The organism is Companilactobacillus sp. HBUAS56275 (assembly GCF_036913655.1).
Classification (GTDB): domain Bacteria; phylum Bacillota; class Bacilli; order Lactobacillales; family Lactobacillaceae; genus Companilactobacillus; species Companilactobacillus pullicola.
The window spans coordinates 321,541-336,324 of the sequence record NZ_JAYKKK010000003.1 but is presented as its reverse complement, the minus strand read 5'-3'; the positions used below and the strand labels follow the sequence as shown (position 1 = coordinate 336,324).

The following is a 14,784-nucleotide window of genomic DNA, read 5'->3' as shown; positions in this document are numbered from 1 at the left end:
AATCATTCACATAAGTAGTCTCAAGAGGGAGGGACTTACTATTGGAAGAATAGGGAAGTCAGTAAAAATAATTTGCCTACTTTTATTTATTTTGACATCATTTTTATTTATTGGAGGGACTAGAGTTTTGGCTGGTAGTACGCCATCGGGATTAAACTCAGATGATATTTTGGGATATAATCCTTCAGAGTCAATCGGTGGAAGACCAAAAAAAGATGGGATTTTTACATGCCCCACTAAATTAGTCACTGGTGGAGGTAATGGTGCAATTGTTTATACCAGTATTTCTAGTAATTCAACTCATATCAGTTTTTGGAACACTAGAAGCAATAACGGCGTTCTCTGGTCAAATGAAAAAAATAAAATGGATGTCACGAAGAATCATTACTTTTCTTTTTGGTTAAACGTTCCCGCTACAACTGAAGGGGGCGGAGGTCTAGCCTTTGTCATGCAAAATGATTCAAAAGGGACAAATGCATTATCAACTTTGAATGGCAACTTGATTTCACCGATGGAAACATTAGGAGTCTGGGCTGCTGATCAAAATAGTCCGCATATGGCTAATGCTATTCAAAACAGTTGGGCACTAGAATTTGATAATTATCCTAATACGACAGGGACAATTGATAATGCTTTTGACAAAGATTCGAGTTTAGATAACTCACAATTGGGTATCGGTAAACTACATATTGCCTCCAATTATCCGGCTGATGCGACTTCTTATGTGCCATTGAACAATAGAGCGTACACATTGATTCATCGTTCACCGATTTACCGTACGATCGGTTTTGACAGTGGCTGGCATCATGTTTCAATATTGTATAATCCTAATGATGATAAGACTGCAAATGTTACTTATAAATTCAATGATAAGAATATTGATGGGACTCCAAATGTGAATACTGGAGTGGATTCCGTTACGAATCCAATTGAAGAGGACAAAACGGTTCAGCTTGATTTAAGTAAATTCAATTTGGGTACTAATAAGAAACTTACTTGGGGTTTTGTCGGTGCTGGAAAAACAACACCTAGTGCCACTCAAGTAATTTATGAACAATTGTCGTCTCTAGCCGATGTTTCACAAGATGCTAAGATTTTTGATACTACTCAAAATAATCGTGAACTAACATCTAACTATAAAGAAATCAATGCTGGCGATGCTTTAAAAATGCAATATACTTTGAAATATAACGGCGGACAAGAAAATTTTGAAAATGTAAAAACGACGATAGGGTTACCAGAAAATGTTACCTTGAATCATGGGGCCTCGATTAAGTTTGCTAACGGTAATACTGAAGCTATTTCCGATACGGAAATTGATAAAGCCAATAATACTAGAGTCTTGAATCACACGATTAGTGCCACCAGCAATGCAATGAATATGACGAACAATCAGGCTACGATTACTTTAACTGGTACAACGCCAAGTACTGTGGCAGATAATACCGAAGTTCCTGCTAGCCACGCTCATTTTGTCAGTGATACTTATATTGGTGATGCGATGGCAACTGATTTTATTATTCGTAATCCCAAAATTAAGACGTTGAATTTGAGTGCTGATATGACGCCGACTGAGATTTCGGCAGTTACTAGTACCAACTTAACTGGTTCACTCAGTTATGCTGATGGCAGTGCCTTTGAAAGTGAAGGGGCCTTTCTCAACATAACAGTTGATGATAAGGATTTAAGTCAGATGGCGATTACAACTGATGATAATAGTAAAAGGATTGATTTTTCAATTCCCTTTTATGGTAGTGCAGATGCCGGTAATGATTTGTCCTCACAACAAATTTTAGGTGTAGGGACACATAAAATTACAATTTACGCTAATGACCATTACAATAATAAATCTGAAGTGAAGACTTTTAAGATTAAAGTCAATCCACAATCTTTGAAATTGGATTTAGGGAATAGAGTTTTTTCATTTGCTGATATCCAATCATATTATTATGGGGATGTACCTCGTAAAAATGATTGGCATGTAAATGTGATTGTTCAGGGGACTCCTTGGTCATTAATGGCCAGTGCCACACCTTTACATAACAGTAATAATGAAACTTTCGATGGTGAATTAGTTTATAAAGACAATCAAGGGAAAGTAGCTGATTTGAGCTCTCAAACATTAATTAGTAATTCAAAAATTGAGAATTCAGAGAATGGTACGATTGATATAACGCACGATTGGTCAAAGAGTACTGGAATTTTGTTGCATTCAAATGGAAATTTTATTAGTGGTGGGAAATATACTGGTAAGATTAATTGGACTTTGAATAATTCGGTTTAAATTGCATAACAAAAAAGATGAGCTCTCTTTATTGAGGGTTCATCTTTTTTTGTAAATAACCATGGTTCTATGTTTTATAGTGGAAACGAGCTGCACAGGCCAATTTCTTCCGGTTAAGTCAACTATCTCTGCCGGCACTTCGTTGCCGACTGAGATAGTAGTCTTAATCCTCGGAAATTCCCAGGCCTGTTACGCTCTCTGCTCTCTACAAAACTTTCTTCTTTTTATTTACAGTAATTTTATTCTTAAGCTTTTTAACGTAGATTTGGTTCAACTGGATCAACAACCAGATATAATCTGGTCTTGTGGAAGAAATATCCCAAGAAATTACTTTTAAGTTTTCTGGATATTTCTTTCTTTCGATATCTAATGGTAAGACATCAAGTGAGGTAATCAGCACGTCAACATTATCGTAAACGTCACTTGGTACTACTTCGACGAATTCGAGGTTACGGACGGTTCTTAAAACGACTTCGGCTGCTTGGTTACCTGGATCAATCAAGACTTTTACTCTGATGAAATCTTCTTCACGTATCGTTGAAATATAACTTGGCAAAATTTGATACAAATCTTTTGAAATCAATTCAGCTGCGTTATAAATGCCCGGAAATTCATTTTGATCAATGTTCGAGAAGAAGGTATAGACGTCTTTGTACAAGTCGGTATACGATTGCTCATTGCCTTCAGCGTACATTGTGTCTAGATGCATCAAAGAATATGGTGCCATGATGTAATAGAAGACTATATCACGGGTGACATAGGTCATAATGTGCTTTAAGGTCTTTTGATTATGATAAACAGTCATATCATCATGATAATGCTCTTTAAGGAAATCTATAAAGTGATAAACGAGCGCATAGAATTTCGGATTGATACGAGCATCTGCATTGATTGGTTGTTCAAAGGCGGTGTCACTAGGTTGAAAGGCTGTCTTTCTAAAGAGATTGATCAGCTTGTTCTTATTGTGTAAGGCATCCAGTGGCACGATTGGATAGTCATCATGAGTTACGATATCTTCGCCTAATTGTTGATTATCGAAGACATCACTGTAATATGGCAGATCTTCAATATAATTTCGTTTGATTAAACGAATTCTAGAGATTGCCAAGAAATATTTTAGCTGAAAATGCACGATTGGATTGTCAAAGGTGATTCCAGCTTTAGCAATAATTTGATCGATCGAATTCTCCTGAATTAAGCTAAAAGGCCATTCTTGAGCATGATAAGTGTACCAATAGACATAATAAGCCATCCATCGGATATTTTTCTCATTACCCTTAATCTCTAGGGTTGAATTGGAAATTTTAAGTCCGAAGTTCTTGAGAAAAGCTCTGAATTTGGACATTCGACGATTGAGAGTTGACTTACTAGTAAAGTGTTCGTTACTGAAGCTCTCAAAGGATGGATTTGCACTGGTCAAGCCGTAATTAAAGGCTTGGAAAACTACCGAGTTCTTAACTAAGTATAGGCGGTAAGTATCAATGGAAATCTTACTAAAGTCGATTGATTCGATCTTAGTGTCACTAGGATCGATATCAGGGGCGACATCGGCAAAATCTTCTAGCAGTGCTTGGAAAATGTTGTATGTTTTTTGGTAGGTAAATTGTAATCTACTACTAATATTACTCAAGTTTACTTCACGAGGTGGTAGCGACTTAATAACAGTTAGCATTCGATATTTTTCTACGTCTTGCTTAACTAAGAAAATTTGCTCCAACATGTTTGTTTCCCCCGGCAATGTTAAATTGTTAATTGAAAAAGATTAATAAATATAAGAAACACTACTTGCTACTATCTTAACATTTATTTATAATATTTTGTAATCAGATAGAGGCGCAATTTTTATTAGTCGTGTTTTTGAGTACGATAGGGTACCTTGAAAAAACATTAAAGGAAAAGTTGCCGAAATCGATTTATCCCTATTCGGTAGGTCGGTTGGGCTATTACTTAAGAGGTAGTAGACTGTCGTACGTCTAAAAAATAGAATAATTTTTATTTTTTGGAAAACGTTGAGCTATTGATTATTGGGATAATTATTATAATCCTTATTGTCAGTAGTTCCTCTGATAATAGGGACTTTTTTTTATGTCCAAATAAAAGGGGAATGAAAGATGGAAAATAATGATGTGAGTCGTTCGTTAAAGACTCGTCATCTATCAATGATTGCGTTAGGAGGTTCGATTGGAACTGGGTTATTCGTTGCCAGTGGTTCTTCAATCTCGACCGCAGGACCTGGAGGAGCTCTGATAGCTTATGTGGCTATTGGTGTCATGGTTTACTTTTTAATGACAAGTTTAGGTGAGATGGCAACTTACATGCCAGTCTCAGGTTCCTTCGCAACTTACGCAACCAAATTTATCGATCCAGCCTTCGGATTTGCATTAGGTTGGAATTACTGGTTCAATTGGGCCATTACCTTAGCGGTAGACTTATCAACAATTTCTTTAGTTGTTAAGTATTGGTTCCCAAGTTGGACATCATGGAAAATAAGTTTAACGTTCATGATTGTCTTATTAGTAATTAACTTTATTTCAGTTGGATCATTTGGTGAAACCGAATATTGGTTATCATCAGTTAAAGTTACCGCCGTTATTATCTTTTTGATTGTTGGTGTCCTAAGTATTTTAGGTGTATTAGGCAATCAAAATTTTGTCGGTTTAACTAATTTTACATATAAGAAAGCACCATTTGTTGGCGGAATACCAGCAATCCTGAGCGTTTTCGTTGTGGCTGGGTTCTCGTTCCAGGGAACTGAATTGATCGGTATTACTGCCGGTGAATCAGCTACACCTGAAAAGAGTATTCCAAAGGCCATCAAACAAGTATTTTGGAGAATTTTGTTATTCTACATTTTCTCAATCGCTGTAATTGGAGCCTTGATTCCTTATACAAGTCCTAACTTGTTAGGTTCAGGAGCTGGCGATATTGCTATCAGTCCATTTACTATCGTCTTTACAAAAGTCGGAATTCCATTAGCTGCCGGAATAATGAACGCCGTAATTTTGACATCAGTTATTTCTGCCGCTAATTCGGGATTATATGCTGCCAGTCGTATGCTTTGGTCAATGAGTAAACAAGGCATGGCACCAAAAGCCTTTGAAAGAACCAATAGCCGTGGCGTACCAGTATTTTCATTGTTGTTAACAGCCTTAGTAGGGGCAATCGCACTATTTACAAGTTTGTACGGAGATTCATTCTACGAACTATTAGTTGCTGCTTCAGGACTAACAGGATTCATAGCTTGGCTAGGAATAGCTTTTTCACATTATCGTTTTAGAAAAGCTTATTTGTACAAAGGATACGATTTAGACGATCTTCGTTACAAAGCAAAGTGGTTCCCATTTGGGCCAATTTTAGCCATTGTTTTAGGGATTATCATTATCCTAGGACAAGACGTACGATCAATGGTCGACTTCAATATTGGAAGATTATTGATTAGTTACAGTGGATTAATTATTTTATTTGTCTGCTGGCTATATTATAAACTCAGATATAAGACAAAATTCTTAAAACTAGAAGATATTGATGTAAAACAAGAACAAAAACAGAATCGCTATTGATAATTAGGTAAGTTTAAATTATCATTAGGAATGAATATAACGCTAAGAGAGTGCCTACTCATAAACCTTTCAGAGAAGCGATGGTTGGTGGAAATCGCTAAGGCTTTTATTCCAGCATTCTGGCAACGGGTAATGCCGTTCGGGTTGATCCGATAAAGTCTGAAAGTGCAGTGTATTTGTGTACACTGAAGCTGGGTGGTACCGCGAATGGTCGATTCGTCCCTTTATTGGGATGAATCGGCCTTTTTTTGTAGAGAGCGGAGCAAGGGCGCTTAACCCACGAGGATTTGCCTAAGACCTGGAATTAGCCGCTGAACTTGCGGATGATTTCAGGTCTGTAGCAAACCGGAATGGGTTCCCTTGCGAAGCTCGTTTCGGAATAGAGAGTGGAACAAGCCGCTTAGATTCTGAGCATTTGCAGGACTTTGCGAATTGACTGCGCAGCAGGCGATTTGTGAAGTCAGGCAAAGCACAGGAATCTGGCTTGTGGAACTCGTTTCCACTATAAAACATAGAACAATGGTTATTAAACAGAGAAACCCCAAAGTTCTATAAAAAAAGACACGTTACCCCAAAAACCAGCAGAGAAAAGCACTCAAAAGCGAAAAAAGAAAAAGGAGAGAGAACCCCAATGTTAGATATCAAATTGATCAGAAAAGATCCAGAATGGATCAAGAACAAGTTAGCATCAAGAGGCGTAACAAGTGAGGAAATCGATGAACTATTAGGTTATGACAGCAAACGTCGTGAACTATTAGTTAAGAGTGAAACACTTAAGGAAAAGAGAAATACTGTTTCACAAGGTATCGCTAACAAGAAACGTAATAAAGAAGATGCTAGTGAAGAAATTGCTGCAATGAAACAAGTTGGTTCTGATATTAAGAATTTGGATACAGAACTTGAAGAAACAGAAGGCAAGATGAACTACATCTTAGTTCGACTACCTAATATTCCTGATGATTCAGTTCCTGTTGGACCTGATGAAAGTACTAACGTTGAAGTTCGTAAAGTTGGTGCTATTCCTAAGGAAGGCTTCAAACCTCGTCACCACTGGGATATCGGTGAAGAACTAGGTATCTTAGACTTTGAACAAGCTACAAAAGTATCTGGTTCACGTTTTGTTTATTACATTGGTATGGGTGCTAGACTTGAACGTGCTGTTTACAACTTTATGTTGGATCAACACCAAAAAGAAGGCTATACAGAAGTTATCCCTCCATACTTGGTAAACAACAATGCCATGTTTGGTACTAGTCAATTCCCTAAGTTTACTGAAGATGTTTATACTGTTATGGTTGATGAAAACCCATTGACTTTGATTCCAACAGCTGAAGTTCCTTTGACAAACTACTTTGCTGACAAGATTTTGGACGAAAAAGACTTGCCTAAGTATGTTACAGCTCTAACACCATGTTTCCGTTCAGAAGCAGGTAGTGCCGGTCGTGATACTCGTGGTTTGATCCGTATGCACCAATTTAACAAAGTTGAAATGGTTAAGGTTACAAAACCAGAGGAATCATACAACGAACTAGAAAAATTGACAGCTAACGCTGAAAACATTTTGCAAAAATTAGGACTTCCATATCACGTTATCGTACTTTCAAGTGGGGATGCCAGCTTTAGTTCAGCTAAGACATATGATCTTGAAGTTTGGATGCCTGCTCAAGACAAGTATCGTGAAGTTTCAAGTTGTTCAAACTGTCTTGATTTCCAAGCTCGTCGTGCACATATCCGTTACCGTGACGAAAATGGCAAGACACAATTGGCCCACACATTGAATGGTTCAGGACTTGCTGCCGGACGTACAGTAGCTGCTATCCTTGAAAATTACCAAAATGAAGATGGATCAGTTACAATTCCTGACGTATTGGTACCATACATGGGTGGAGTTACAAAAATTACTAAAGAAAATGCTAAATAAGTATTGACTCAATCCGTATAGATTGATAAAATTTAATAGTTCTGTTAAAGAGCTATTGAATTATTCCGGATTAGCTCAGTTGGTAGAGCATCTGACTGTTAATCAGGGTGTCGTCAGTTCGAGTCTGACATCCGGAGTTATAAATACTTAGGAAATCCTAGGTGTCTTCAATAGAAATACATCTAGTTCATTTGAATTAGATGTATTTTTTTATAGGATTTCTTTTTCTTGCCGTGTTAGCTCAGTTGGTAGAGCATCGGTATCGTAAACCGGCGGTCACAGGTTCGACTCCTGCACACGGCATAATAAGAACGTCATAGAGAACATCAGCTAAAAATAAAAGAGCCTTTGAATGTTGTTAAATCAGCATTTAAGGGCTCTTTTATTATTTGTAGAAATCTGAGAACATAGAAAGTCAAAAGACTTTGCACAAAAGTTTGCACGGCTGACGATTTTTTTGATTTTTAAATTTGCTGTGCAAAATAATCGCTCTAATCCTTGTCCAGCAAGGCGACAATGTCTTTGTCGTGTATTTGCTCAGAAATTGAGATTTTTACAATTATGTGCACAAATTGTACACAATAAAAAAGAAAAACTAATATTGATATAATACCAATTGCTAAAGTTCTTCAAGAAAATCTAGTCTTGTGTTGGTTGGTTTGAAATAACCGTTAGGTTTTGTGTCTGCAGTATCTTTTTTGTATGGTCCAATGCAGTCATTTAATTTTGAAGATTAGTTAACAGCCCTAAATTATTTATAGCAATTATTCCCTGTAAGAAATTTTGTTTAGTAGTTGGAAAATCATGTTTATTACAGCTAATGGACAATTCATCATCAATCAAAGTAATTTTAAAAACTTTTAGAATGGCATGTAGAGAGTTGAAAAGATAACTGTCCTTAGAAAAATCGAATCCATGTGATTCTAAATTGTCCAAAGTCCATCCATCGTCTGTGAGAGTTATTTTTGAATCATTTGTTTCAGCATAAATAATTATGGTATCTAGAGAATTATCCAAAAGAGAAGTTTCAATTTTTACAGTATTGGATGCCATATCGGTATATTTTTCATTGTTACGAAGCCATTCAAGCGATGTTTTCTGCATTTCTTTTGCGTTCATAATTTACTCTCCTCTAATAAATTATTTTACAAATCAAACCAGAGAATATCAAAAATATATTACAATTTGATATAAGTACTGTAATTTTGTTCGCATTAATTATATAATGTATGTATTAGATAATGAATTGAGAAATACCTCCCAGGGGAAACACGACGTGTTTCTCCATTTTTTTGATAAAAAATTAACAAAAAAAAGCTAATCCCGCGGGATTAACCTTTAAAAACGAAGTCGACAATTAAATACTAATTGTTGACTTTTTTGTTATCAATTTGATTTAAAGCATTTTGAACAGCTTCTTTAATAGCCTTGCTTGAAGCGGAAGCACCAGACACTGTATCAACATCTACTGAATTCTTAGCGACGATTTCTTTAGGTAATTCTTTGACAGCTTTTAGACCATAGTCGTCGGATTCACTTTGTTTCAAAATTTCAACATCTTGGATATTGTCATCGTCATCAACTGTGACACGAACGACAATTTCATTACCCATGCCGGCAGTGGATTTGCCGATATATTGATTATCTTTTGTTTCGTAGTGTTCTTCAACAACGTCAGATCCAAGTCCTTCTTCGTGAACACTAGCTGAAGTTTGTGCATCGACTTCTTTAGCAGCGGCTTCGGGTTTAACACTTGCAGCATTTTCACCAGCAATTTTACCGAAAATTAAGTTTTCAGCTAAATTACTACCACCGTTATATTGACGACCCATCAAGCTTCCTAGTTCACCAGCTGCATAAAGGTGAGGGATTACTTGGTCATCGTTGTCGACTACTTCTGCGTGAGAATTGTGAACTGGACCACCTTGAGTATTCAATAGTCCTTGAACCATGGCTAGAGCATAGTAAGGACCATCATCGAAGGCAGTCAAAGTTTCAGGATCACGGTTGAAAGCATAGTCACGTTTTTGTTCGGCAAAGTAGTTGAAATCTTTGATAGTCTTTTCCAGTTTATCGGAGTCAACATTCAAAGTTGTAGCTAGACTTTCAAGATCATCAGCTTTAATGACAGCCTTCAAAAATTCTGGATAAGGGGCGTTCTTGTCATTAGATAACTCATCGTACTTCTTCTGATCGAAAACAACATAAGGATGACGTTGAGCGAGAGGAATTCTCCAGTTACCGTGATCTTGGATGTGTCCGTGTCTGTGAATTTCGTTTTCGTCAAAGTAACGAGTGCCATCATCACCGACAACAATTAAACTGCCTTGATGGAAAGCAGGCCAATCGAATGGCAAAAATTGAGAACGTTGGCCCTTGGCAGGTTTAGGTGTTAGCCCATGGAAAATACCGTATGATTCATAATTGTTCATGTTGTAAAGTTTTGCACCGACTTCGCTAGCCATTTTGACACCGATACCCTTGTTGTAGAGGGAACCGATAGGATTAAGACTAGTTTCGCCCAAGTAGTTTTCAATCATTTCAGGATTATTTTCAAAACCACCAGTTGCCATAACGACACCGTTATTGGCTTTGACATTCAATAGTTTACCGTTACGTTCGATTTGAACGCCGATGATAGCTCTTGTCTCAGGGTTTTGAATCAAGTGTTTAGCTGGTGTTTGATAGAGTACGTCAATTTTGTCAGCACGGTCGAGGACTTGTTGACGCAAATTCTTCCATAATGCTGAGTCGGCAACTCCTTCGTGGACAGCAACTAACTCGTGTGTAGCTTGACCCCTGAATTCGGGATATTCGTGAGCCATGAAGTACAAGGCTTTAGAAACTGGTGATTCAGGATGTTTGCCCATTATAAAAGGCTTTACACCAAGATACTTTTCCAAATAATCAGGGATCTTGTACAATCCTTGAATAAAAGTCTCCATAAGATCTTGATCGTAAGATAAGGGATAGGCTAAATCTTGATAATATTTTCTCAAATCGTCTAAATCATCACCTGAGGAAATAACTTGTCCAGCGTAGCGAGTATTGCCACCCTCATGACCCTCGGGAGCTGAATCAGTAATTAGGACTTTGGCACCGTTATCAGCGGCAAATCTGGCAGCCGTAGCACCGGCACCACCGAAGCCCAATACGATTACATCATAATTAGCATTCCAATTTAATTTTGAATCCTCAAACATATTATTCACTCCATTTCCGTAAGGTGTTAAGGTTAATATAACTCTAAAATAGGACATTGTGAACATTTTATAAATCTGGAACTGAAAACGAGGATGAAAATGAGTTTAGTTAATAAAAAATATTATGCCTTAGGAACAGTGATCAATCTGACCGTTGCGACTCCAGCAGGGGAAGAAGAATTGGAAGCAGCTTACGAATTGATCAAGAATTTTGAAGATAAGTTGACTGTTAATCGAGATAAATCCGAAGTCATGTCGATCAATCATATGGCTGGAATTAAACCAGTAACAGTGCCGTCTGATACTTATGCTCTGATCAAACGTGCGGTACTAGTCAGTCGTCAGCATTTAGGCTTCAATGTGGCAATCGGTCCATTGGTTAAATTGTGGAAAATTGGTTTCAAAGGTGCTAACAAGCCTAGTGACGCAGATATTCAGGAACGTTTACGAATTATCGATCCTGAAAGAATTCAGCTGGATGATACCAAAGAGACGGTTTTCCTAGAAGAAAAGGGCATGGAGATCGATCTCGGTGGAATCGCTAAAGGTTATATCGCTGATAAAATCAAAGAACTCTGGTCAGGCATGGATGTTGAGACAGGGATTATTGATCTCGGTGGTAATGTGCTCTTAGTCGGTCCAAGTTTGCATGAAGATAGAATGTGGAATATTGGTGTACAGAATCCAGTCGAGAAGCGGGATGTTTCACTTGGTGTTTTGCGCACTACGGCAAAGTCGATTGGAACTTCTGGAATTTATGAGCGTAAGTTAGTTATTGATGGTCACGAGTATCATCATATGTTCGATTCAAAGACTGGTTACCCAATCAAAAATAATCTTGCCAGCGTGACAATTGTCAGTGATAAGTCGATTGATGGTGAGGTTTGGTCGACGATAGGATTTTATCAAGGCATTGAAAAAGGATTGGCTTTGATTGAAAGCCAACCCGGAATTGAAGCTATTTTTATTACGAAAGATTTAGAATATAAGACTACTAGTGGACTACGTGACAAGTTTTTTAAAATATAACAATTATATATCATAACAATTCCAAAATTGTGTTGCTTTATATTGTGAATGAATTTACAATGAACGTGTAAGATAATTATAAATAAGGTGATTGATATTATGAATAAATTTATTGCGATAGTGGGATCTAATTCCAATAAGTCAACTAACCGTGAATTATTGAAGTATATGAAGAAACGCTTCCAATCGGCTGCTGAGATCGAATTAGTCGAGATCAAGAATCTACCTATTTTTAAGAAGAGTGAAGATAAGTATGTTCCTCAAGAAGCCTTAGATATGGCTACTAAGATTGAGGCTTCCGATGGTGTAATTATCGCCACTCCTGAATATGACCACTCTATTCCGGCAGTCTTATCGAGTGCTTTGGCTTGGTTATCATATGGAATTCATCCTTTTGTTGATAAGCCAGTTATGATAACAGGGGCTTCATATGGTTCTTTGGGATCATCACGTGCTCAAGCACAACTACGTCAAATTTTGGATTCACCAGAATTAAAGGCTAGAATTATGCCTAGCTCAGAATTTCTATTAGGTCACTCATTACAAGCTTTCGATGACAATGGTGACTTGAAAGATGAGAAAATCATTAAACAATTAGATGGATTGTTCCAAGACTTTTTGGACTTTGTTAATATTTCCAAACAATTAAACAATGCTCATGAGATCAACAAACAAAAAGCTAAAGAATTTTCTTGGGATAAGGACTAGGAGTGACGAATATGAAATTAGTAGGTATTGCAGGTTCAATTGCTGATCAATCATACAATCGAACATTATTGAATTTTATCGCCAAACACAGTAAAGGTGTTATTGATATTGAAGTTTTGGATATCGATGAAGTACCAATGTTTAGTCAAGATGATGACCAAACTAGTAGTGCTGTGATTCAAAAACTAAGTAACAAAATTAAGTCAGCTGATGGTGTAATCATTGCTACTCCTGAGCACAATCATACCGTTCCCGCTGCTTTAAAGAATGTTATCGAATGGTTGTCATATGAGATTCATCCTTTCGATGGCAAGCCCGTTATGATCGTAGGCGCTTCTTATCATACACAAGGTTCATCACGTGCCCAATTGCATTTGAGACAAATTTTGGAGGCACCTGGTGTTAATGCTATCGTATTGCCAGGTAACGAATTCTTATTAGGCAATGTTAAAGAGGCCTTCGATGACAATGGTGATTTAAAGGATCAACGTACAATTGATTTTCTTGATTCAACTTTACAGAAGTTTATTAAATTTGCGAAGGTGATTAATATGATCGATGCTGATAATTATGAAAAAGAAGATTTAACAGCTTCAGGAAGTACTGATACTACTGTAGAAGGTGTAGATATGGCTGATGATGACTGGTTAGATAAGGCTGCTGCAAAGGTTAATGCTGTTGAAGGTAATACATATGTTAAGTTGGATGCTGGTTTGTTAACAGTTAATCAATTGAATTACATGTTGAAGACAACACCAATTGAATTAACTTATGTTGACGAAAACAATCAATTTATCTATTACAATCGTTTCTTACCAACTGAAAAGATGCTTGCTAAGAGAACACCTGCTCAAGTCGGTGATTCATTAGCTGATGTTCACCCTGGTAAAGAACGTGTTATCAAGCACGTTAAACAAGTTATCAACATGTTGAGAAATGGCAAGACAGATCTAGTATCAATGCCAGTACCTGGTGGCGATAGCAATCATCATGTTATGCATTACTACAAAGCTATGCACGATGAAGAAGGTAACTACAAGGGTGTTAATGAATGGGCTGTTGATTTGAAACCAATCGTTGATGAGTATTTGAAAGAAACAGGTCAAATGTTAGTTCCAGATCCAAATGCTAAGGTTGACGCTACTGCTGGTGCATCGAAGAAAGCTGATGCAGAAGTGGATGCAACATCTAGTGCTTCTAAAGAAGAAGCTGAACCTGAAAAGCCTGAAGTTGATGCTACAAGTGGAGCTTCTGAACACTAAAAACAAAGAGATCAATAACTCGATTTTGAGTTATTGGTTTTTTTGTCAAAATCTCTTTTTCCTAAAAATGTAATATCCAAGGACGAAGAAAATTAACGTATATATCAGAGTCCCAATTAACAATTCAGGATTGCTTAGGTGACTAGTGTCGTGATAAACAGCATAGTTGTAATACTGGGCAGTCAAATTGTACATATTTAAAGGATTCCATTTAACGAAATTCAATAATTTAGCATTAGTCAACAAAAGCTGTGAGGAAGCTGTTTGTCCCATAAAGACGATAGCCATATTGACCGTTATAACGATTGAATTAGACTTGATCAAACAGGAACTGAGGAAAATCAGACTGACGATTAAAGTCGAGGCAGCCAAATCAACGAGGGTTGTGTTCAACATGTTAACAACTAGAATTTGCGAATACTTGTTGATAACTAGCCAGGAGACGTGTGCTTTTAGAGGTGTCAACTGTAATAACAAAGTGAAGATGATGGCTAAAATATGAAGGAATAAATTGTAGATAGAGAGGACCAATAATTTGGACATGAAAACTTGAAATCTACTAGGTGATTTGTAAATTGTTAGGAGAATGGTCTCATTTTGATATTCCATCGTTAGTACTGTTGAACCAACAATGATTAAAGCTAATAGAATCCATTCACTGGAATTGTAAGTTGCCATGATCAACAGTCTCTGTTCGGAGTTGTCGGTAAACGCCCTCGTTAACATCATTAAAATTAAAACTAGTATTGGTGCAATCCAAGTAACTTTTTGATGTGTCAGTTTGAAAAGTTCATTTTTTATACTCTGCTTCATAATT

10 protein-coding genes, 2 tRNA genes and 1 riboswitch are annotated in these 14,784 nt (G+C 37.0%); of the genes, 8 read left to right on the top strand and 4 right to left on the bottom strand.

Annotated elements, in window-relative coordinates:
• The first annotated feature begins 127 nt into the window (after positions 1-127).
• Positions 128-2,284, top strand: a complete 2,157-nt coding sequence (locus tag U8526_RS08005) for a hypothetical protein (protein ID WP_334341427.1) — start codon at positions 128-130, stop codon at positions 2,282-2,284.
• A 205-nt stretch (positions 2,285-2,489) separates the two neighbouring features.
• On the opposite strand, the gene U8526_RS08000 is transcribed toward U8526_RS08005, so the two are convergent.
• Positions 2,490-4,004, bottom strand: a complete 1,515-nt coding sequence (locus tag U8526_RS08000; RefSeq protein WP_334341426.1) for a helix-turn-helix domain-containing protein — start codon at positions 4,002-4,004, stop codon at positions 2,490-2,492.
• A gap of 100 nt (positions 4,005-4,104) precedes the next feature.
• A riboswitch (Lysine riboswitch) is annotated at positions 4,105-4,309 on the top strand.
• Positions 4,310-4,395: 86 nt separating this feature from the next.
• Here U8526_RS08000 and U8526_RS07995 point away from each other — a divergent pair.
• The 4 genes from U8526_RS07995 to U8526_RS07980 all read left to right on the top strand — a co-directional run bounded on the left by U8526_RS07995 (position 4,396) and on the right by U8526_RS07980 (position 8,068).
• Positions 4,396-5,844, top strand: a complete 1,449-nt coding sequence (locus tag U8526_RS07995) for an amino acid permease (RefSeq protein ID WP_334341425.1) — start codon at positions 4,396-4,398, stop codon at positions 5,842-5,844.
• Between the two features lie 631 nt (positions 5,845-6,475).
• Complete coding sequence (serS, locus tag U8526_RS07990) at positions 6,476-7,765, top strand: serine--tRNA ligase (RefSeq protein ID WP_334341424.1); 1,290 nt, start codon at positions 6,476-6,478, stop codon at positions 7,763-7,765.
• Positions 7,766-7,829: 64 nt separating this feature from the next.
• Positions 7,830-7,902, top strand: a tRNA-Asn gene (locus tag U8526_RS07985).
• A gap of 93 nt (positions 7,903-7,995) precedes the next feature.
• Positions 7,996-8,068, top strand: a tRNA-Thr gene (locus tag U8526_RS07980).
• Positions 8,069-8,485: 417 nt separating this feature from the next.
• Here U8526_RS07980 and U8526_RS07975 read toward each other — a convergent pair.
• Together U8526_RS07975 and U8526_RS07970 are read right to left on the bottom strand one after the other, a co-directional pair.
• Positions 8,486-8,884 (bottom strand): DUF1828 domain-containing protein, encoded by a 399-nt coding sequence (locus tag U8526_RS07975; protein ID WP_334341423.1) that lies wholly within the window; start codon positions 8,882-8,884, stop codon positions 8,486-8,488.
• 245 nt (positions 8,885-9,129) lie between these two features.
• The gene (locus U8526_RS07970) at positions 9,130-10,968 is read right to left on the bottom strand and encodes an FAD-binding protein (protein WP_334341422.1); all 1,839 of its coding nucleotides are present in this window, start codon (positions 10,966-10,968) and stop codon (positions 9,130-9,132) included.
• 99 nt (positions 10,969-11,067) lie between these two features.
• On the opposite strand from U8526_RS07970, the gene U8526_RS07965 reads away from it, so the two are divergent.
• From U8526_RS07965 to U8526_RS07955, 3 genes are all read left to right on the top strand, one after another.
• Entirely contained in the window at positions 11,068-11,997 is a 930-nt protein-coding gene (locus U8526_RS07965) for an FAD:protein FMN transferase (protein ID WP_334341421.1), read from the top strand.
• A 99-nt stretch (positions 11,998-12,096) separates the two neighbouring features.
• Complete coding sequence (locus U8526_RS07960) at positions 12,097-12,705, top strand: NADPH-dependent FMN reductase (protein WP_334341420.1); 609 nt, start codon at positions 12,097-12,099, stop codon at positions 12,703-12,705.
• A gap of 11 nt (positions 12,706-12,716) precedes the next feature.
• The gene (locus tag U8526_RS07955) at positions 12,717-13,967 is read left to right on the top strand and encodes an NAD(P)H-dependent oxidoreductase (RefSeq protein ID WP_334341419.1); all 1,251 of its coding nucleotides are present in this window, start codon (positions 12,717-12,719) and stop codon (positions 13,965-13,967) included.
• 45 nt (positions 13,968-14,012) lie between these two features.
• On the opposite strand, the gene U8526_RS07950 is transcribed toward U8526_RS07955, so the two are convergent.
• Positions 14,013-14,780 (bottom strand): ABC transporter permease, encoded by a 768-nt coding sequence (locus U8526_RS07950; RefSeq protein ID WP_334341418.1) that lies wholly within the window; start codon positions 14,778-14,780, stop codon positions 14,013-14,015.
• Positions 14,781-14,784: the final 4 nt, after the last annotated feature.